Below are 22024 nucleotides of genomic sequence, written 5' to 3' on the forward strand. Positions count from 1 at the left end.
CTATGAATTTTCGATTAATGGAATGATTTCCAGTAGGACGACCATTTTCCCCAATGCAATACCTATATTGATAAAGTTCGTCATCAGAATTGTACCATTCTCTTATTCGTAATCTTGTTTCGTTGTAATAGCAATCTTTGGAAAACAACGATATTTTCACTGGCATCGATTGAGGATCATCATGATCAATATCTTCTAGTACTGGGGGTTGCCTACTTAGTCAACAGAAGGTAATTCGGGATCCTGGTAATCAAAATCAATGTAACCATCGCCAGTAGTCTTTAAAAAAGTTTTTGGATTGTTAATTTAATCTCCCCCAGATCTTTGCTCCTGTTTAACACACCAAGCGCATCAATCATTTCTTTTTCAAGTGGTCTGCGATGACCTAGGCGTCGATACGATCGTTTTTAGGCTATCTATCATTGCCTTTTTTAAAACGAGCCACTTTTCTCGCATTCAAGACATAGACTTTGGAAGACAGTCAATTGCCAAATATTTTGCTTAACAAATTCATCTGAATAGTACTTGCTACCCCAGATATACATTCTCATTGTGCCATTCAAGATAATGCCGATCTGGAAGCTGATCGCCGCGCTCAGGCACGACAGCCAACTTACTGCCATGGAAGGCATAATACTCCTTGCCATTACCGAAGTCTTCTTTAATATGGTGACTCACTTCTACCATTAGAGAATCATCAATGGTGATATAGCCACGGTCAAATAAAGTATGAAAGTCACTTCTCAGCAGCAAACCATTTTTTATCTCATGGGGACCGTTCATGCTGTACGGTTTAATATGAGCAGCTTCGAGTACCGGCAGGGTTTTTTCACCCGTTATGGCGCACCTTCTGTGATAGGCGTCTGCAATCATCACTTTAAATGCGCCTTGACCGACACGTGGTTTGATTAATCGTTCTTTGCCATACCGATTAGTTAAAGTATCTTCTTTGATGAGATACGACTCAATGGCTTCTCTATTTCTCAGTCGATCCTGTACTTGTTCGAATAATGATAAGCCAACAGGTTCAGTCGTTTGATAGGTTTTGCCCTGTACGATATTACTGTTCCAGTCTTTGGGTTGAGGAATCCAATCCTTCTCATCAAAGTAAAAGGGCAATGAGAGGATGATGCAGCCTATTTGAGGATCGGGGTCAGAAAAACGGTTTGTTCTTCTGTATTTATAAATACGTTCATTGAGTGCCATTAAACTACTCGCACCATTTGCGATTCCAAAAGCTTCCCACGCCAGTGAAGACGGGAGAATGGAAAATTTCAAAAAGAACCCACCGCCAACAATATAATTCTGCGGACTATGCGTTTTGAATAAAAACAGATCTCCCTCATTCAAAGCTTTAAAGTTTGTACGCCCACCAGGCTTCCAGAAATTCACCTCATCACAGTTTGCCTTTTTTAACGTCTTAAACCAATCAAAATCCGTAATCCCAACGTACATTTTCATCGGCATGATCATCGCCTCAATAAGTGATCGGAAATAAGCTGAATCGTTATGTATCTTAAGAACCATATTTCGACAATAAGTGGTAAAATCCCTTCAATAAATTGGATTATTTGCAAAAATATCGATAGAAATTAAGAAAGCAACATCAATTCGATCTGAATCACTGTTACCTTTTATTCTTCTTTCTTTTTATTTCCATAACCTTTCATCTCAAGTATGGTTTGTTCTCGTCGTATGGAATATCATTTCTAATGTAATAGGAAATAAATGTAAATGCCATTTCCAAGGTTCTTACCGATTCTTTTCTCTTCTCAACCGCCTATTTTCTTTGCAGTAATGGCAGTGATGAGGCTCGGTTTCTGTGATTAATGAAGGATCAGTACCTGGTGCTTGTGCGGGTCATTTCCCCAACTAATAATGTGGCTTTGTTGAATACCTTGTATTGGATAAAAGCATTTCCATTCGTAATTATATCTTCTTACATATCCAGCATGATCCTATTTTTCTACAAAATGAATGCCTGTTATTCCATAGGTACTATGCTCTTTTAGCGGAATCCATCCTTCAAGTCCACTAGATTTATACTTGACAACTTGTGTGTGACATTGTGGATACATAGGGGTATTCTTGAAATAGATCATTGTATTCTGGAAGGATACTATAGATGTTTGCCGGACGTAACAATGACCGATTTGTATTAGGAACGTCCATGTTAATTTTCTTTAATATCCCTTAGTATTTGTGATCGTTCTTCCTCAAGGTCCTGCCAGTTCCAATAATCAGTAGGATCGTCCATATCATCGCCATTGTAAGCCTTAAAAGCATCCAAATAATGCTCGCAGTGATACTTCATTTGCAATGCAACGATTTCTTCATCTATTTCTTTTAATCGTTCTTCCGGAGACTGGATGATTGACTTCTTCTTTTGATAGATCATTTGCATTTTGAAACAATAGCCGGGATCATTCCAAAGTTCAACAACATATTTTGGAACTTTTTTATGGCGCGTTGTATCGGCTATTTCCAACATATTTGCTAAACGTTGCATTAGATATTTTTAATTCTTTTTCTGCTTCTTTTGGTGTCAGGAGATAATCATCTTTGTATTCAAAGCTGATTTCTTTACCACCGAACTCGAGAAACAAGAATTCCAAGTCAATTTTAAGTTTGCCAAATTCGACATCAGAGCTATTGGAATTGGATGCAGCAAAATGATGCACCCATTCAACTAGCATCTCCAGTTAATGGATCTGTTGGCGCATTTTCTACTGCACAATACAGGTCTATTTACCTTCATCCTATCATACAAATTCCTAGCATTCCTAATTTTTAAGAACCATTCATTGCACTCAGAGCATTTAAAGTAGTGGAATGTTAATTTTTTATATTTTATCTCCAAGTAAGTAACATTACCATCATTATTTATGTATTTATCCATTTCAGTTATATTCGGGGATTTCAATATACTATCTGCATTTATATTACCAGTTGGTAGTTCATTTTGTATTCTCTCTCGACACGAGGAACATAATTTAATTCCATCCTTATATCCTTTGCGATACGAATTATCGCATATTTCGCATATCACCATTCACACCTCCTGCTGTTAAATTATACATTATATTCTGGCAATAAAGGTTATAAATGAAAAAGCGGGATTTCTCCCACTAATATTAATCAATCACCGAAATTTGCCCCACCTGAATGATTACCACTATTATCGTAAACTTCCACAGATTTATCAGTCCATTTTGCTGTGCCTACACTATGCATATGTTTTTTGTCATACCCGCCATAACTATGAGTCGTTACACTTCCCCCACCGCTGGATTTCTTTGCACTTGTTGTTCCGCTTGATGCTTTACTTGAACTTGAGCTTGATCCTTTAGAAGACCTACTTGCTGTTGAGCTTCCGGATGATCTTGTGGCGCTGCTTGGGGAACCAGAAGCTTTGTACGTTTTACTGGACCCATTTGACAAACTTGCCGCACTGGATCCGTTACCACCGTTGCCATTAGCGTCTGCGCCGCTTGTTGATCCATCAGATCCGTTACTTGCAGATTTCTTTGCAGCTGCCGCCTTCGCGTCAGCAATCTTTTTCTCCTCAGCCTTTTTCTTAGCAGCTGCCTTTTTCTCCTTGATCGCCTTAATATCAGACTTAGCAGTATTGCTCAGGCTATCAATTCTTTTACTGAATGTGGCTTCCTCATCCTTCGTCAAAACCGTACCAGTGTAGCTTGAAACAACCTTGCTCTCACCATTTAACACATCCAAGCGGTCATTTAACGAATCCTCAGATGACTTAACCACCGTGGACTCCAAGTCCTTGATTTCCTTATCTAACCTGGTTTTCAGGTACAGCTTCTCGGATGCAATGGTGGATTTGAACTTATCCACAACCTTGCCATCCTGCGTGGCTGAGTCACGCTTCAGGTACGAGCTGTATGACCCCTCCAGGTTCTTTAGGGCTGCCAACCGGTTGTCGTTGGTCCCCTTGAACTGGTCCTTAGCCTTGCTTACGTATGAGATTTCCGAGTTAACCCTATTGCTGTATGCCTCCTGATTTGCATGGGCAACGCCCAAAGCGGTCAGGGAACCGCCTGCGATCAGCACAGCAGCTGCTGCGGAGATCGCGATTTTCTTATGATTCTTCAAACTTTCCAAAAACTTCATGATTTCCACCCACGTAGTATTAAAATGGCGCGTCAACATTATTTTTGTGCTTGCAGAGGTAGACGATAAATTTTAAATGTATCAATCATTTCTTGGGTATCTACAATGATACTTCAAATTCGTTTGCTATAGATGCGTTGAAATTTAAGTATTAAAGTAGAAAATACCCCTTCCAAGGCTTCATACACCGTATCAGCATCTTGACCATGAACTCCGCGCTCAATTTCTTCTTTCGTTTTATCTGAAATGGCTGATGGCACTTGTATCATCTACTTTACCTCCATTTTATGCTTGATTAACGATTTGTCAATTTCGTTAAACATTGTATTCAGTTAAAAGGTCTTTATACCCCACGAAAAACTGTATTCCTCTTTGAATAGCTGAAAAATTAGGTGTGTTGATACACAGTCATCATGTTTAACATCACTAAAAATCGTCTCCAGCTCATTTCAGCGGACGGTGTTCAATTCAGATTGAACAACACCCAAATCCAAAAGATCTCTCAAGGTGAGACACCAAGCCGAAGCAGCGGTGAATGACATGTAGTCGATCCGCCCGAAGGATCCCTCGTCCCCACAATGCTGGAAATTCCAATTGAACACTGTCCTGGATTAATGATGCTGTGAGAAGAGAAGATACATTGCATTAACTCGCGCGAACTGTGTATAATAAAATTAGATTAAGGCAAAATAAATCCGCCAGTGCTGCGAACACTGACGGCTGGCAATATCCGCGTAGAGCGGATGCAGTGCCTTCTAGCTAAATCGTTTCTATTGACCGATCCGCTTCAGCTCCTGCCAGAGCATATGAGGCGGATTATTTTTTTCTGTCTGACAGCATCAAGATAAGCACTCCAAAACTAATCATAAGTGTCATCGCTTGAAATACTGTCATTGGCGTCACCCCCTTTCACAAGGGTGTCACCGCATCCGCTCATATGCATCATCTATTGCCTGTCTAAAATTATATCATGGAATGTATGTTCGAATCTTTAAGTGGGCAGTTATTGTGCCAATCTTTTTAGGACAGTATCCGTTTGTTTTTGCTCACTGCCTCTTCAACCGGACTGTTCGATTGAATCTTTCCTGGATTAATGGTGCTGTGAGAAGAAAAAAACCATTGCATTAAATTATCCGAATAGTGTAAACTAATATTAGTTCAAAGCAAAATAAATCCGGCAGTGCTTCGAACACTGACGGGATGGCAATATCGGCTTCAGCTCCTGCAAGAGCATATGAGGCGAATTATTTCTTTCTGTCTGACAGCATTAAGATAAGCACTCCAAAACTAATCATTAGTGTCATCGCTTGAAAGAATGTCATTAGCGCCGCACGCTCATTTCAGTGGACGGCACTTTTTTATTATTTCTTTTTCACCGGGAAACCCCGCTCATATACTCAAAATCTCTTTAATTTCTTGTTCAGTCATTCGTGACAGGGATTGATCACCGGATTCAACGACCGATTCAATGAGATCCTTTTTCTTCTGCTGCAGTTCGTGTATTTTTTCTTCAATTGTGCCTTGGGTGAGCATGCGAACCACCTGCACGACATGGCGCTGGCCAATACGGTGCGCCCGACCGACCGCCTGGTCTTCAACCGCCGGATTCCACCACAAATCGTAAAGGATGACCGTATCGGCGCCGGTCAGATTCAGCCCTGTGTTTCCCGCCTTAAGCGACAGCAAGAAGATGGGATGTTCCCCTTGGTTGAACCGGTCAACCATGTCGACGCGTTGTTTTGCCGGGGTCTGGCCGTCCAGATAAAAGAAACTCAAGCCCTTCTCCTCTAAGGCCGTACGGATAATCGCCAGCATGCTGGTAAATTGAGAAAAAATAAGGATATGCCGCCCGTTCTCAAGATAATCGGTGATCATTTCAAGCAGCTGCTCCAGCTTCCCGGATTCTCCATGATAGTCTTCCAGAAAGAGAGCAGGATGGCAGCAAATTTGCCGCAGACGGGTGAGTCCGGCAAGGATCTTGATCCGGCTCTTCTGGAATCCTTCCTTTTCAAGTGAATCCTTTGTTTCTTTCTGAATTTTTTCAAGGTAGGCCAAATAAAGCTCTTTCTGATCTTTTGTCAGTTCGGAGCTCTGGATCGTTTCAATTTTGTCCGGAAGTTCCGATAGTACGTCCTTTTTCACGCGGCGCAGCAGAAACGGCCGAATCATTTTCGCGATTTTTTCCTGCTCCATCTTTTTAAACTCGGAAAGTCCCGGAAAGAATCCAGGTAATAGCGTTTGGAAAATCGACCAGAGCTCATCAATTGAGTTCTCAATCGGTGTTCCGCTCATTGCGAACCGATTTCGAGCATTGATTTTACGGACAGATTTGGCGGTCTTTGTATTAAAGTTCTTGATGGTCTGGGCTTCATCAAGGATCAGTGTACTAAATGTCTCATTTTCATAAGCGTCGATGTCCTGACGCAGCGTTTGGTAGGACGTAATCCAGACATCCGGGCTCTGTCCCTGCTGAAACAATGCCTGCCGTTCCCGCACTGTTCCGGATGCAACAACAGCCTCCAGGTCAGGCGCGAATTTTGCCAGTTCATTCTTCCAGTTGTAGATCAGCGAGGCCGGCGTGACAATCAATGCCGGCTTAACCTCGGGCTTTGTTTCTTTTTCCGATAAAAGAAACGCGATCCCCTGTACCGTCTTACCCAGACCCATCTCGTCGGCCAGAATGCCGCCAAGACCATAATTTCCCAATGTTTTCAGCCATTGATAGCCATAATATTGATAGTCTCTGAGGTCGGCGTGGAGCGAATCGGGCAACTCAAATTCAATCAAATCCGGGTTCCTCAGTCGGTTCAAAAAGCGTCGAAAGCCTTTGCCAAACCCAACGGACGCGTGCTTTTCACCCAGTATCGAGTCAATTTGCCCGCCGCGGTAAATCGGCACGTTCAGTTGATTATCCTGAAGTTCTTTCTTAGACACATTCAGTTCGTCCAGCATCTGTTTGACAGGCAAGAATGTCTCATCCTCCAAAGGGACAAAGGTGCCGCTCGGGAGGCGATAGTAGCGCTTCTTTTCAACAAGGGATTGAAGAATGTTCTGGATCTCATTCTCATTGATTCCGTCGAGCTGGAAGCGGACATCGAGCCAATTTTCGCTTGAGTCCATATCAATTTTCGCGAACGGTGTCTTTTGTTCGGGCATCAGAAGCGTTCGGACTGAACCGGTCAACAAAATTTCCGCAACGTTTTCCAGTTCCGGGAGTGCCTCATACAGAAATTCGTAGATGGCCTCCTCTCCTTCGGCGTAGAGCCGTTTCCCACTGATTTTGAGTGTAGAGGCTTCGAGCATATCCATAATGGTCTGTTCTTTTTCCGCATCGCGAATAAAGATCTGATCCTCCACGCCGGTCTCTTTATTCTGTTCAAAGGGTCTCACAACCGCTTGTCCATAATGGTACTCAAGCTGAACAATCAATTGATCCTCTTCACGATCAACCATCAGTTTCGCGTGCAGCGGATGCCATGCGATGCGTTCGGAAACTGTATCGGTAATCGTCAGTTTGCTGATTTTTTTCAAACCGGGTGCGACATTGGAAAGAAACGGCTCAATCTGATCTTTTCCAATCGGCAGCGTGGTCACACCGGAACGGTTGACAATCGAGAAGAGCTTACCAATCAGCCCTTGCTGGTCGGAAGAAAGGGAATAGAATGCCCCATCTTTTAAAAGATAACCATATTGATCTAAATAGTCTGCCTCTTTCAGATCGGACAGATCCACCTCATAACCACCCTGTGAATGCTCTTCCAGACGAAATTCAAATGGAATTTCATTTTTATGTAACGTCATCCGGCTCCCACCCAAAAAGCCATTGTCAAAATTCAGAGAGCAGAATTGGAGCTGGTTCAGGAGCTTTGGAAACAGCATCGGCGGAATGATGAACTGGCGCTCATCGGAACCTGAGTAACTCCCGATATACGCGTTCTGCATCATCCTGTAATTTCGGTAGCCCATTTGCTGACCAAGCATCTCAATCACCGCTTGATCTTCAGGTGTGAATCTGTGCTCCGATGGGATAAACGAGAACTTTTGTGTAAATGTATGCGGATATTGGTTAATCACCGCCTGAATAAAATCTCTGATCTTTTTGACAACGTACAGCCTTTTGATGCCTGTTCTCATCTGCAGTGTCAACCACGATGAGTGAAGGCCGATCGTCCATTCCGTTTGCAACACCAGTTTTCGGTCACCATGCTGCCGATCATGGTTCTTCTGCTGAACGCGCGCAAACGTATCAATCAATTGATTCATTAACCCCTCATTGGAATGCTCGGTCGCATTATAGCTCGATATGCCCCATCCATCCTCCTGATATTCTTTTATTTCTAAAAGAACAGCGGCAACATGCTTGCAAGGCGATGAGAATTGCTCGGCTGCCGGGCAGTCGCAGTGATAGACGAGCGATCGTCCTTCAAAATGTATATCAACCAGATAGTAGTCTGTCCCCTCAACCTCCGCTTGCCAAGAATCGGTGTCTGGATCAAAATGCAGGCTTTCGACATGTCCTTCACTATAATAGCTGTATCCGCGTTGATAGATTATTGGGGAAAAATAGTTTTTTATTATTTTTTCTGTTAATTGAACCATGTATACCTACACACCTATTCGCTTCATTTATCACTATTACACACAACATTTTCATCGTTTTGTCCGAATCAAAAAATCAACGTGATGCAAGGCTCCCCAAAATAGCCAGAGAGCTGCGAAGACGTTGTCTTATTATCAAACGTTTACAGATCCTTCTTAAAAGAATACCAATTAGCCTAACTATAACAAAATTAAATGCAGAGTGACAGGTACACCTTAAAGAAAACGGTATTTGATGCTGAACCTGAGATAACAAACGTGATGTCCCAAGAATGTCGGCTGACAAATCATTCCGATTGCAAATATGGATAAGCTGATTATCCATGCAGGATGAGTGAACGTATCCAGAAAATTAAAACCATAACAACAACCAGGATGAGAATAGAGACATTGATAAACCAAAAAATGCTTAAATAATTGTTCATTGTGTTTTAGTATACTTAGTTCAAATTCAAATGTCCGCGGAGGTATCGATGATGGCTGTAAGAAAGGTATTTTGGGAGGATCCTTATTTAACGCAAATCGACGCAACGATTACCTCAGTATCTGCACAGGCTGTCACCCTCAGTCAAACCGTCGCCTATACTTTTAACGGGGGACAGTCATCAGATACCGGAACAATTGGTGGATGGCCGATTCTTTCCGCAGAAAAAGACGGCAAGGAGATTCGCTATGAATTGCCCTGAATCGCACCGCTTGCATGTTGGAGAGAACGTTATCGTGACAATTAATTGCCTGGCCTCAGCGCTATCGGCTGATGCGGCTTCATTTCGCGGCGGAACTGGTGCTCGAAAATGTGTACCAGTTCTTTAATCATCCGGAGAAAATCGGTGCAAATATTAATGAAGATAAAGCGCGGATTGATTTCTATTGGGAGGGCAGCATTGCAACGATTTTTTCTGAACTGACACGGCGCGTCAATCAGATGATTGAGGAGGATTTGCCGATCATTAGCGCATTCAGTGATGAGCAAAATCAACGAAGGTATTGGAGAATTGAAGGCTTCGCTCAGGTCCCGTGCGGCGGCACACATCTTCACCGGACGGGAGAGATTGGCCCGATCCACCTGAAAAGGAGGAACTTGGGTAAAGAAAAAGAGCGGATGGAAATCTTTTTTCAGGAATAAGGCCCCTCCGTCCGAATGCATACCAGGTAACGCATACTCTTGACGCCCCCCTTATGAACCTTGAAACAGCTGAATCATCGAGATCCGCGATGCAACCGGTCTTCGATGATTCAGCTTTTCCTTTACTCCATGATTTGTCACAGTAACCTGTCACTTTTTCAATGACAAAGCAACCTTTTATTCTGATCGCGCAATATCGCCGATAATATCGTGCTGAGCGAAGTCATGTTCCAGATAGGCAGCATTCTGTACAGGCAGATGCTGTTCCAATGTCTCCAGTACCTGAAGCTGAACCTTGGCCTGTTTGATTGTGTAATCCAATACATGACCGCCGATGCTGTGATCATCCGCCAGGAAGTGAATATGGTAGCCGGCAGCAGAAACTCCATTGAAAATGTCTGGTGAATAATAACCAATCAGCGTTCCACTCACATTAATCGCCTCAAACAGTTTTTGCTGGCTTGCGATCTCCGCTAATGTCGGATAGGGAGGCTGCTGCTGTTCGACAACTCGGGTTTTCATATGCTGGAACGTTCCCTGTGCCTGGACGGCAAAGAAAATATTTTCCAGATGCTTTTCCTTCAGCAGCTTGTCCTGGAACGCTTTGCTGCTTATCTTTTCAAAGTGATCCCCATCCGTAAAATCAGCAAAGTGGGCATTGGCGAATGGAATTTTAAACGAATCGGGGACTAGGGTGACCTGCCCCTGCCCATCAACCTTATAAGCCTGTCCATTTAAAATAATGAGTTCACCATCGAGGCCTTCTCCAGTGCCAATTCCGGTGTCAACATGCTGCAGCAGCGCACCAGCCGTAGTCGTACCTTCCAGCAGTCCAGCCACAAGCGTTGCCAGTGTCCCATGCTGATACAGAACCGTTGTATCTTTCATCAGTAATCCCTCCATCTAGCTTTGCGAACATATTAATATAAAAAAATTAATTTTTCTTTAAAAAAATTTGAGATTCATTAAAAAGCCATGACTTTTATCACAAAATAATCAATTTGTAATTTATTTCATACCACGAAAAATATTTTTCTTCAAGTAATTGCTATATGGATCTATTTTTCATTGACTTTCCTTTGTATAAAAAATACGTTTCATATCCTTGAATCGAGTAAATAGAATGAACGTGCTGACTCTTACTCGGGAAATATTTTAGTAGAAACAACATTGAGGATGCGAGGAAAATGCATATCGTTCTTGAAGCAGCAAATAGTGGATCATCCACATCTTAAACTCATTGCAAATATTTTTTATGCGCATCATCACCAACACAGTTGGGGCTTTTTTTCGAGTGTCCACACATGCAGTCATTCAATACTTTCCTTTTATGGATTCTTGGCCACCCACGTCACCTGAGAAAAGTTAAAAATGTAAGCGTCCTGCCCTTCCGGTGTCGGCGTATTCATTTTCACATGTATAATGATCAACTTTTCATGCTGTAAAACAGCTCAAGTAGCTGTGAACATAGCGCCACGACTCATTGATCCTCTAACGCCGGCACTTTAAAAGGTTCGTATCGATGCTAATGATCACTTAAAAGTCATTCTTTGGGATGTTCTGTATTGATTTTTCAGGCAACAAGCCGATGAGAAAGTTAACATCAAACGTATTATGGAGGTTTAAAATGGTTACCTTTTACATCGGTTCGTATTTCCCTTGTTATTCTGCCGTGTCTCTCCAGAAGGTTTCACCTGTACCGCCTGATCCTGCATATTCTGAAAACGTCTCATACGGTCCAATTCTTCCTGGGCCTCTCCCTGAATAAATCGGCTTAACCCCTTCCCATCCTGAGTAGCCAAATAAGCTATATACTGCGACTTTTTCTGACTCCTGATAACGACTGGAGGTAAATTATGCTGCAACAATGAATAGTTCATCAACATTCGTCCGGTACGTCCATTACCATCTGAAAACGGATGAATACACTCAAAAGCGATATGGGCTTCGCTGACGGCCAGATAACGCTCGTCGTCTGATTGCGTATGTTCCAAACGATCATTTAAATGATCGACCCATTGACTCATCAAAAGTGGTGTCTCCACTGCACTGGCCGTCTGAAACTCGGCACCAAGTATGGCATTATCAGCACTTTTAAATTGACCACGGTCATGCTGCAGGCGATCAGTCAGCGCTGCATGAATCGTTCTAACAGTTGTCATAGTCAGAAGATGACTATTATCCAATTCGGCCAAAACATAATAAAAAGCCTGTTCATGATTTTTGACCTCATAAATCTCTCTTAAATTCACACTTCTCTTAGAAGGCGGCACCGTATCATAAAGAACAATGGATATCGTTTCCGTCAGGGACAAAGTGTTCCCCTCAATAGCAGTGGAATGGTGCGCAAAACGAACCAGCACATCATCCAAATACTCCTTTGGCAATTTAAGCAAGTGATTCCCCCCCAATGACTAGGCAACGATCACTTCGTCAGATTCACGGCACGAAAAATAGAACTGCTTCCATTATCACTCGTTCTCACTTTTTTTGCATTCCTTTGGGCGTTTGTTTAACCCCAAAATAGCTGGATTGATGGTTACAGCTGGTATCTTGTTATTAATACCTGATTTTTCAGCAGAAAGAGACGGATTGTCTGTCCAAATTTTAGGTTACCGTTGTAACTGCCCGTAACACGATCTTTTTTATTCATTCTCGAACATGCTATTGAACTACCGATTAGAAAGAGTGAAAAGACAGTTTATAGCAAGTCTGACAGCTTATTTTTCCGTTTCAATGGATTTTAAGGTCTTCCCATCTTTATTTTTCCATGCAGTTCTGCCATTCGCATTGCGCCCCATGACAATTGATGCTGCCAAAGAGGGACTGGAAAAAATTCTATCCTTTGTAAATATATAATTGTCATCGATAATATTTGTAGCGATCAAATCTTTACGTAATTTTCTTAATGAAGCAGACATCGAAGTCGTAACCTGTGTCGCGATAGCAGAGCCTTTTGTTACGGCAAAACCATCAACGACCGGCTTGCCTTTTGCATTTGCACCGCGAATCGCATGAATATAAAAATAGTCATCATTTTCCTTATTATTGCTATAGTCAATGGCCGGTTCTAATACCTTATGCCCTAAAGCACTCATCAGTAATTTTGTATTTTCAATGAACTCTTCCATCTCTGCACAATCCGCCTCTGATAAAGAAGATTGCGTCGGGATGGTCCTATTCATTAATTGATAACGATTGGCTTCCCTGGCTATGGAATAAATGCGACTTTCCAGATATTTGATATGCGCTTTATTCAAATGATCATCTTTGCTAATAAAGACAATACATTCAGTCCAAAATTCCTTGCTTGATAGATGCTGATTCAGTCGATCATAGATATTCTCTGCTTCCCCAATATATACCTGATTCGAGCCATCTTCATCATTTTTTCCAAACAGAAAATAAATGCCTGTATGCGTAAGTTCCTCTCGGTCAGAACTGCTCTTGACCATGGTACGAGGAATCTTATATGCCTTTCCCGTCCAATTCGAGAGCTCGCAAACCCATCGGCTGTTCGAATCACCTTCAATTAGAAAAATGCGAATGGATTTACCAAAGTTCATTGTTTGGCTCCTAAACTATTTTTGAGATGTATTTTCAATTCCCGATCCACGGTTCGGGTCGAATTTATTGTCAAAGTACTGATTTAATAAGGCTTTATAGAGACCAATGTATAAATTTTTTGTAAACAAAAGTTAATAAATAACACTATAATACATGAATATTCGACAATATATGGTAAATTTCCTTCCATAATTTCAATTTTCTACTTTGTGTGAAGCAATGATTTTTACTTTGAAATGAAATTAAATATTAAAAGCTAAGAGAGATCCCATACCATGACTTTAATATATAAAATTCAGATGATCTTGTCTTTTGTTTTCCTGTTTCCATCGCCGTTTAACCACCCAAAACACGGCACTTAGGCACAAATGCCTTCTTCAAAACCGGGACTTCATCCTTATTTTTCGCGAATGCTGCCACAGAATGTTCAAATGATCACTATACAGCGTTAAAATAAGTAAGAATTGAAATCGTTTATAACTCCTACATCACTCCATATTGGGAGGCTCATCTATTGAAAGCTATGAAACTTGTGATCCCCGCTCTCATCCTATCCTTACTCTTAGGAGGCTGTTCTATTTTGAATAATAACCAACAATCAAATTCAACGCCTAAAGAAGAACAGGAAAAAACATCAGATAGTCCATTTATGAGTGTGCAGAAATACACTGGCCAAGGCTATTCACTTGATGGCGGCGAAGAAAATGATAGAATCGCAGAAGCCCATCGCGATGAAGTCATTAAGGCCGCTGAAAAGTTTTTTTAACCAGGTACAAAACCAAGGTCAAAGTCCATAACCTTGTTGGCAACAGAGACGGGGTCACTGTTTTCGTTGAATCAATCGGTGAACCACATTTTTATACGTACGCTGTGGTTCCAATTAAGAATGAAAAGATCTTAGTGAATCAAGTTTGGTCACAGAAGGAAGAAGTTGATGATGCAATCAGAACTGGGATTTATGCTTTAGTTTATGATCAGCAGTTCAAGAGTCTGGATAACTATATTCAACGATTAGTATTAAAATATCCGATTATTGGATTAAAGCAAGAAGCCATAGAAAATGTTGGCGGTAATGGGTATAGCACACCCTATTATTACGTTTCTATGACGAGTGACACCGTTGTAAACATTGATTTGAATAGATTGTATCTTAAACATTCGAAGTGGGGGAAAAATGAGTGGAAAAAAGCACTCACAAATGCTCAAATTGATCCAAAGCTTGTGAGTATTGTTGTGCAATTCTATATGAAAAAAACAGTTGGAAAACCAAATAAAGCGATTATGAATGAAATCGTAACTGGTCTGAAAAATGGCAAAGCATTTCCTCCAGGTTCCTACAATATTATTCTTCATAGTAATCGTATTAATAAGGCTACTGCAAGAGGAGAAGAAAAAAATGAACTGGAGAGAGCTAATCCAAATCAAATTATTAAATATTAATAACGAAAGGAGGAATAAATTTGCCAATCATTTTAAAACGAACCGTAAATAAGGTTAGCAGTGTAACAAACCATAAAGATTTAGTGGAATTAGCTGGTTTTCAATCATATAAAATAAAAGAGGGGGAAAGATATCGCTTTATTAAAGTGAATGATAAAAAATATCAAATTGTGAGCATAATTGGTCCAAAAGAAAATAAAACCGGTCTCGATGCCATGACCGTCCAAAATGTCGACACTGGTGAATACACCGTTGTCTTTCAGGGCACGCAAGTCAGGGGCAAATACGGCATGCATGACATGATCACCGACATTCAGCTCCTCGGCAGCACCGAACCGGAACAGGTGAAAGCCGCACGTGCTTACTTTGATCGGATGAATAAAAAATACGGTGTTCACTCAGTATGCGGCAACTCCTTAGGCGGCGCGCTTGCTAACGTACAGGAGAATCAAGTATGCGCAGTCTGAAACGTGTGAGTGACAATATTCAGAATGCCAATGAAATCCTACAACGCTTTCCATCGCCGTTTAATCACCCAAAACACAGCACTTAGGCACAAATGCCTTCTTCAAAACTGGGACTTCATCCTTATTTTTCGCGAATGCGTCATAAAATGTTCAAATGATCACTATGCAGCGTTAAAAAAAGTAAGAATTGAAATCGTTTATAACTCCTACATCACTCCATATTGGGAGGCTCATCTATTGAAAGCTATGAAACTTGTGATCCCCGCCCTCATCCTGTCCTTACTCTTAGGAGGCTGTTCCACTTTGAATAACGATCATCAAGATGCTTCATCGACAAAAAAACAGCAGGAAAAACAATATGAAAACAATTTTATAAGTGTGCAAAAATACACCGGTCAAGGCTATTCACTTGATGGAGGCGAAGAAAACGATAAAATCGCAGAAGCCCATCGTGATGAAGTCATTAAAGCTGCTGAAAAGTTCTTTTTAAGCAAATACAAAACCAAGGTCAAAGTCCACAACCTTGTCGGCAACAAAGACGGGGTCACTGTTTTCGTTGAATCAATCGGTGAACCACATTTTTATACGTATGCCGTTGTGCCTATCAACGAACAGAAAATCGCAACCGATCATGTATTTTCTGAAGAAGGGCAAGTTGAAGATGCCATCAGAACTGGAATTTATGCAATGATCTATGATCGAGAATTTAAAAATTTAGATAACCTGCTAGAAAAGTTTGTATCAGTATACCCAGTTATTGGGTTAAATAAAAAAGCAGTTGAAAATGTTGGCGGTGATAGATACAGCACACCTTATTACTACCTATCTATATCCGAAGATGCATTTAGTACAGATCTTTTTAAGGAATATTTAAATCATCCGCATAGGAATCATAATGAATGGAGGAATAGAACAGAAGATGTAGAGGTCAATCCTAAACTCGTTTTTATAACAATTCAATTATATATGAAAGATCTTGATCAAGAACCTAATAAACAAGTTTTTAAACAATTGGTTATAGATATTGAAAAAATTAAAAATATTCCACCAGGTGCATATACTATCTTGCTTCATGACAATAAAATTAATAAAAAGGATGATAATGGACAAAAGCAAAACTCTTTGGAACGAGGAGATCCAAAGGAAATTATAAAATACTGACGTAAGGGGAGGTGTACGTTAACATGAAAGAAATAAAAGCTAAAGATCTTGATCATTTGAACAACAGAACTTCGGATAAAGATCTTGTTAAAATAGCAGGCTTTTATGCGTATAAGGAATACAAAGTTGGTACTGAGATTTGGATACAGGGTCATGAATATGTAATTCGTAATAAAGTAAAAGATAAAACTGGTTTAAATGCTATAGTTATTAAAAATCTAAAAACTAGTGAATACACCGTTGTCTTTCAGGGCACGCAAGTCAAGGGCAAATACGGCATGCATGACATGATCACCGACATTCAGCTCCTCGGCAGCACCGAACCGGAACAGGTGAAAGCCGCACGTGCTTACTTTGATCGGATGAATAAAAAATACGGTGTTCACTCGGTATGCGGCAACTCCTTAGGCGGCGCGCTTGCTAACAGCGTAGCGGTTCATCATAAGAACGTTCGCGCCGTCACGCTTGATCCGGCAATTTTACCTGAAGGTATGGTGAAAGCGGATCGCGAATATCCGAATGTAACCAACTATTTTACCAAGTATGACGGCCTGACACGCGGAGAATTGGGTTTAAATCTGGGTGATCGTTTTCCCGGCAGAATCTATCAAATTAATTCCGGTGTACCTTATTTTTCTAGGGCCTTCGCGTCCAATCATGTCGGCTACAATGGCGAAGATCCGCAAACGATCGAAATCGGCAAAAAAGGTGAACCCGGTTACGGCACAATCGAGATCGCAGCCGATGAACACATCGTCACAAGTATTTGGACCGGTGAGCCATTGTATGGTGGCAGTTCAGGACGAATCAAGATCAACAAAGCAAGTCTGGATACACTGGCCGATGCGCTGAAAAGTCAGGTATTGGCACGCCTGAAGCGTGCAAGTGATTATATTCAGAATGCCAATGAAATTGTCGCTGCTGAAAAAGCACAACGGGCACACCGTCTGGCAAAACTCGAAAAACAGTTTGAATCGATTCTTGAAGATGGATTTGGCAACAGTCCGTTATTTAAAGGAATGGCTGCCGGCGGGTACATGATACAGAGCGTGCTTGATCACCTGCAACAGCAATTACTGAACATCGATGTCTGTGTTCGTTCGATTGAGCACACTATTTTCTCCCCGCCTGCAAAAATAACCCAATTCGTCTCAGTAAAAGGACTTGGTTTATCGGGTTTAATCGATCAAGCACTGCGCTCGGTTCATGACCTGCGCCATCATTTTGACCAACTCAGTCGCAATACGTCCAGAATCGTGAAACAAGATCTTCCACGCCTGATCGCCAATGAAACAACAGGTGCGGCTGATGCGGTTGTTGATGCGTTCTACAAACATGAAGTCATCGTCGGCAAACACCATAAAACGCTGTACCGGCAAATTGAAATCTATCGGAAACAAGTGAGAGAAACCGGCAGAAATTTTCAGAACGCCGATATTGCGGTAGCGGCAGGCAGCGGAGCGACTCCATCCAATCAAATCTCCGTTCATTCCTCAGTCGGCCCTTCACTTGAACCATCAAATAACCTGCCCTACAGGACAAAAACAAAAGCCATTCAAGTCAATCATGCAAAAAACGAATTTAAAATGAAGCTGCAAACGGAGCTGACCCCAGTTGTCGGCACGATTTATGGCACCTTAGCCACTTTGGAAGGCATCTCAGAATCAATTTCCGGTGGAATCAAATTTGCCGGCAATGCCATCTGGTACGGTTCGCTGCCGACCTTACTGATCGGACTTTTCACAGACTGGGATGAACGTCTCAATCGGAACATTCGCCATGCCATGAAGCCACTGGATGATTTTTCAGAAACCATTCACGCCATCAAAAAAGGAATCAGCTATCTCAATGCTTATCTGCCCCGTCTGACCGCAACATATGCACCGTTTATTGAAACCGCGATTTTTAAAAGTGATCGCTACACCGATGTAATCACCTACAACGGCGCAGCTGCCGACAGTCTTGAAGAGATGGAGCTTCTTTTTCAGGACATCGTCCATCAGCTGTCGGATCAGCAAGCCGTAGCAATCACTGCATTGGAATCCCAATCAAGAAAGATTCTGAAAAACATCAAACAGCTGCATACGGATGTGCAGCGCGGCGCGTAAAAAGTACAATTCAGTACGATTGTCTTACAATTCCCCTGAACTTCGCTTTGTTAACTTCTTTCTCATGGAACTTCAAGCGATGTGACTGCCGTTCTTTTGTTTACATTCATAGAAGCATGTTTTTGAGCGAAACTTTGAAACAATGCTGCTGCCTTCGAAAATAAATAAAAGGGAACGAAAAATCGATCAATTTTCCGTCCCCTCTATTTGAGTTTTTAATTAGTGATGATGCTCATTTCCTTTTTTCATCATACGCGGCATCATAAACAGATGCATCAGCGGACAAATGAGCACCGCGGCCAGTAAAAGCAGATTACCGGACCCTGAAACACCGCCGCTGAGAAACAGACCGGCGATGACAATAATCGGAATGATTATGCAGACTGCCAGCATCAGGCTATGATTGTGTTGCTGTCGCCCTTGCTGACTGTTGTTTTCATTTTCTTTCCCATGCTGGTCATGGTTGCCACAACAGTTCATGATCATCACACCTCGATTAATTTTTGCCTTTTTGTTGCTGCAATTGTTCACGCAAAAGGGTATTCTGTTTTTTTAACTCATCTAATTCAGCTGCGCCTCTCCCGTGTTCCGAATGATCGTCTCCACTCTGTTGATGATTTCCTCTCATCATCAGCAACATCATCGGAAGCATCATCAGCGGACAGGCAAGCAGCGCCAGCCAGGACCAATCCATCGATTTCTTCCTCCTCTCCTTCATCAATCACCAGTTTAAGAAAGAAATGTGTGGAATCTGTGTGGAAACCATGAGGAAACACGTCATTTAAAATTTTAGGTTTCATTTTCTCTTGGCTCTATAGTGCAGCCACAAGTAGAGGCTGCAAAAGGCAATTACGGGGCAGGCTGCCCACATACAGACCTTAACGAGTGTTTTCCCGAAAACGTGAAAACTTTCATGTCCAAAGGCATTAGCGGAGAAAAGCAGACAAGTCAGGCCCATAATAATAAGGAAAAGTGAGAAGAACCAATCGATTTTTTTCATGACGGAGTGTTTTCCTTTCCCCGATGTTTTTTATAAGGAAAACGTAAAGTAAATGTCGTTCCTTTGCCCCTCCGGCTGGTCACTTGGATCGTCCCGTCCTGCATCTCAACATATGTTTTCACAATCGACAGACCCAGGCCGGTTCCGCCATACTGACGTGCCCGGGATTTTTCCACACGATAAAAACGTTCAAAAATATACGGAAGCTCATCCTCAGGGATGCCGATTCCTGTATCCGATACCGTCATTACAGCCGTCTTCTTTTGATCGATCAGTTGAACAGAAACCCGTCCGTTTTCCGTGTACCGAATCGCGTTTTCCAACAAATTCAGCAGGATCTGTTCCATTCTTCCACGATCGCCAAGCAGGTGCGGCATGTGATCAGGCAGTTCAACATGCAGACCTATGTTTTTCTGTTCTGCTTTGATCATGACTTTTTGTGCGGCTGTCTGTGCGACTTCTTTGAGGTCAACAGGTTCTATGGCGAGCGAAAGCTGACCTTCCTCCATTTTGGCCAGATCAAACAGATCATGAATCAGCTGTTCCAGACGGACAGACTCCTGATAAATGATCGAAAGCGATTGTTTTTTCTCTTCATCAGTATTCACTAATCCATCATTTAAGACTTTGGCATAGCCCTGCAGATAGGTGACCGGGGTTCGCAGTTCATGTGAAATATTTGAGAAAAAAGTACGCCGCGAGTCTCGATATCTTTGCAGACTGGCCGCCAGACCGTTAATTGAATGCCCCAGCCTGCCAAGTTCATCCCGACTTCTCAGACGAAGCCGGGCATCCCAGTCACCATCAGCCATTTTTTCGGTCATTTGCTGCATCTGCAGAAGCGGCCTTGAGAGCAGTTTGCTTATCATAAGAATGAAACCAAGAGCGAGCAAAAACGCGCCAAGTCCGGAAAGCATCAACAAATTCCGAAGCTGCGCCAAAGAGGCTTCCATTTTCTCCATCGAAGCAATCACATAAATAGCCGAAGGTGCCGACGTTCCACTTTGAATGGATTTGCCGACAACATAAAAAGGTTTCCCGTGGGCATCTCTTCTCATAAAGGAATCCGAATGTCCTCTAAGCAGGCGACGGATATCTCTCGTTTTGATTAATTCGGAATACTTCTTCTTTTCACCAGGGTAAGGCAGAAGGCCGCCCTGATGGTTTACCTGCAAAACGCTCACATCGGAAAATTCGGCAAACGTTCGAATCATTGATCGAGCAGTGGCGTCACCGGATTCAGCCATTGTAACAAAATGCGTGGCAAGCTGATCCGTATCCTCTTTCATTTGCTTCTCATAGAAATTAGTAAAGAGTCGATCAACAGCTAATCCCAGAGAAACCAGAATCACGATCATCATGATCATCATCACCGTCCCCAGCTTAATCTCGATTCGATTGAGGTTCATGATTGCATGGCTCCTGTTTCGAACTTATAGCCAACACCCCAACTCGTCTGTATCGGCTGATAAGGAAGATGTGCTTTTTTTAATTTTTCTCTGATATTTTTCACATGTATATCAACCACACGAATGTCTCCTTCAAAATCAAAGCCCCATATTTTTTCAATAAGCTGTTCTCGCGAAAGAACCCGCCCCTTATTTTCAGCCAGTGTAAGAAACAGCTCAAATTCCTTATGCGTTAAGTCGATCGGTGTATCACGGACAAAAATCTGACGTCCTTCACTGTCAATCGCCAGTTCAGGAAAACGGAGCATATGATTCTCAATTTGCTTCAGTAAAGTCAGAGAAGCGCGCCGAATCAGCGCGCGGATACGGGCAATCAGTTCTTCCGGATCAAACGGTTTGGTCAAATAGTCATCCGCCCCAAGTTCAAGTCCCTGAACCTTTTCTTTTGTTTCATCTAAAGCGGTCAGCATCAAAATGGGAACCGATTGGGCCATACGAATTGACCGACAGACCTCCCAGCCATCCATGCCCGGCATCATCACATCTAGAATAACCAGATCGAATGATTGATGCTTCATCTTCGAAAGTGCCTCGTGTCCATCGGCCGCTTCAACAGGAACAAAACCTACTTTTGATAAATAGATGCGTAGCAGGTTACGCAGTTTCCAATCATCGTCGACCATCAAAATAGTTATTTTTTCCATGCTCATCATCTGCCTCGGCTTTCGATTACCTGCAACCCGTAGATCCCACAAGCATCGTTCACTTATGTACCAAAATTTTTTGCAAAAGACAATTCATAAATTTTAGTATAAAGGAATCACGATTCATTCATCCAGATCAGGAGGGGCATCATAATTACTGAATTCTCTCATTCTAACCAGTAAATGTGTAGATTTTGTTAGGGGATATAAAGGCCCTCATGATTCTTTTTTCGGATTCGGAAATGGGAGACATGTACAAAAAAATAGATTTCCTGTGACAATGGAACCCAGATTATTCAGGTTATTTAT

General features: G+C 42.0%; 18 protein-coding genes and 1 pseudogene. 6 read left to right on the forward strand and 13 right to left on the reverse strand.

Features of this window, described 5'->3' with window-relative positions; genetic code table 11:
- Positions 1-528: 528 nt before the first annotated feature.
- The 6 genes from M3N64_RS02225 to M3N64_RS02245 all read right to left on the reverse strand — a co-directional run bounded on the left by M3N64_RS02225 (position 529) and on the right by M3N64_RS02245 (position 8733).
- Positions 529-1467, reverse strand: a complete 939-nt coding sequence (locus M3N64_RS02225; protein ID WP_249096714.1) for an HNH endonuclease — start codon at positions 1465-1467, stop codon at positions 529-531.
- A gap of 706 nt (positions 1468-2173) precedes the next feature.
- Positions 2174-2509: a hypothetical protein gene (locus M3N64_RS02230; protein WP_249096716.1), complete on the reverse strand. Its 336-nt coding sequence runs from the start codon at positions 2507-2509 to the stop codon at positions 2174-2176.
- Between the two features lie 629 nt (positions 2510-3138).
- The gene (locus M3N64_RS02235) at positions 3139-4134 is read right to left on the reverse strand and encodes a hypothetical protein (RefSeq protein ID WP_249096718.1); all 996 of its coding nucleotides are present in this window, start codon (positions 4132-4134) and stop codon (positions 3139-3141) included.
- A 113-nt stretch (positions 4135-4247) separates the two neighbouring features.
- Entirely contained in the window at positions 4248-4403 is a 156-nt protein-coding gene (locus M3N64_RS02240; RefSeq protein WP_249096721.1) for a hypothetical protein, read from the reverse strand.
- 547 nt (positions 4404-4950) lie between these two features.
- The gene (locus tag M3N64_RS14160) at positions 4951-5028 is read right to left on the reverse strand and encodes a putative holin-like toxin (RefSeq protein ID WP_353949365.1); all 78 of its coding nucleotides are present in this window, start codon (positions 5026-5028) and stop codon (positions 4951-4953) included.
- A 495-nt stretch (positions 5029-5523) separates the two neighbouring features.
- Positions 5524-8733, reverse strand: coding sequence for a DEAD/DEAH box helicase (locus M3N64_RS02245; protein ID WP_249096723.1), 3210 nt, complete (start codon positions 8731-8733; stop codon positions 5524-5526).
- Positions 8734-9209: 476 nt separating this feature from the next.
- On the opposite strand from M3N64_RS02245, the gene M3N64_RS02250 reads away from it, so the two are divergent.
- Complete coding sequence (locus M3N64_RS02250) at positions 9210-9419, forward strand: alanyl-tRNA editing protein (RefSeq protein ID WP_249096727.1); 210 nt, start codon at positions 9210-9212, stop codon at positions 9417-9419.
- Positions 9420-9490: 71 nt separating this feature from the next.
- Positions 9491-9859 (forward strand): alanyl-tRNA editing protein, encoded by a 369-nt coding sequence (locus M3N64_RS02255; protein WP_249096730.1) that lies wholly within the window; start codon positions 9491-9493, stop codon positions 9857-9859.
- A 177-nt stretch (positions 9860-10036) separates the two neighbouring features.
- Here the strand turns inward: M3N64_RS02255 and budA are convergent, their stop codons facing one another.
- From budA to M3N64_RS02270, 3 genes are all read right to left on the reverse strand, one after another.
- Positions 10037-10747, reverse strand: a complete 711-nt coding sequence (gene budA, locus M3N64_RS02260) for an acetolactate decarboxylase (protein ID WP_249096733.1) — start codon at positions 10745-10747, stop codon at positions 10037-10039.
- 743 nt (positions 10748-11490) lie between these two features.
- On the reverse strand, positions 11491-12255 hold the full coding sequence (locus M3N64_RS02265; protein WP_249096744.1) for a Fic family protein: 765 nt from the start codon (positions 12253-12255) through the stop codon (positions 11491-11493).
- 324 nt (positions 12256-12579) lie between these two features.
- Positions 12580-13425: a GIY-YIG nuclease family protein gene (locus tag M3N64_RS02270; RefSeq protein WP_249096746.1), complete on the reverse strand. Its 846-nt coding sequence runs from the start codon at positions 13423-13425 to the stop codon at positions 12580-12582.
- A 650-nt stretch (positions 13426-14075) separates the two neighbouring features.
- Here M3N64_RS02270 and M3N64_RS02275 point away from each other — a divergent pair.
- From M3N64_RS02275 to M3N64_RS02290, 4 genes and pseudogenes are all read left to right on the forward strand, one after another.
- A pseudogene (locus M3N64_RS02275) lies at positions 14076-14866 on the forward strand (DUF1672 family protein).
- A 20-nt stretch (positions 14867-14886) separates the two neighbouring features.
- On the forward strand, positions 14887-15333 hold the full coding sequence (locus tag M3N64_RS02280) for a hypothetical protein (protein WP_249096748.1): 447 nt from the start codon (positions 14887-14889) through the stop codon (positions 15331-15333).
- 246 nt (positions 15334-15579) lie between these two features.
- Complete coding sequence (locus M3N64_RS02285; protein WP_249096910.1) at positions 15580-16494, forward strand: DUF1672 family protein; 915 nt, start codon at positions 15580-15582, stop codon at positions 16492-16494.
- A gap of 23 nt (positions 16495-16517) precedes the next feature.
- A complete protein-coding gene (locus M3N64_RS02290) occupies positions 16518-18602 on the forward strand; it encodes an SA1320 family protein (RefSeq protein WP_249096749.1) in 2085 nt (694 codons plus the stop codon).
- Positions 18603-18821: 219 nt separating this feature from the next.
- Here the strand turns inward: M3N64_RS02290 and M3N64_RS02295 are convergent, their stop codons facing one another.
- The 4 genes from M3N64_RS02295 to M3N64_RS02310 all read right to left on the reverse strand — a co-directional run bounded on the left by M3N64_RS02295 (position 18822) and on the right by M3N64_RS02310 (position 21721).
- On the reverse strand, positions 18822-19082 hold the full coding sequence (locus M3N64_RS02295; RefSeq protein ID WP_249096750.1) for a DUF2933 domain-containing protein: 261 nt from the start codon (positions 19080-19082) through the stop codon (positions 18822-18824).
- 16 nt (positions 19083-19098) lie between these two features.
- Positions 19099-19296, reverse strand: a complete 198-nt coding sequence (locus M3N64_RS02300; protein ID WP_249096753.1) for a hypothetical protein — start codon at positions 19294-19296, stop codon at positions 19099-19101.
- Positions 19297-19598: 302 nt separating this feature from the next.
- Entirely contained in the window at positions 19599-21011 is a 1413-nt protein-coding gene (locus M3N64_RS02305) for a sensor histidine kinase (protein ID WP_249096761.1), read from the reverse strand.
- A complete protein-coding gene (locus M3N64_RS02310) occupies positions 21008-21721 on the reverse strand; it encodes a response regulator transcription factor (protein WP_249096766.1) in 714 nt (237 codons plus the stop codon). Before M3N64_RS02310 ends, M3N64_RS02305 begins: the two co-directional genes overlap by 4 nt.
- Between the last annotated feature and the right edge of the window lie 303 nt (positions 21722-22024).

Origin of the sequence: Sporolactobacillus mangiferae (assembly GCF_023336505.1) — a bacterium.
Classification (GTDB): Bacteria; Bacillota; Bacilli; order Bacillales; family Sporolactobacillaceae; genus Sporolactobacillus; species Sporolactobacillus mangiferae.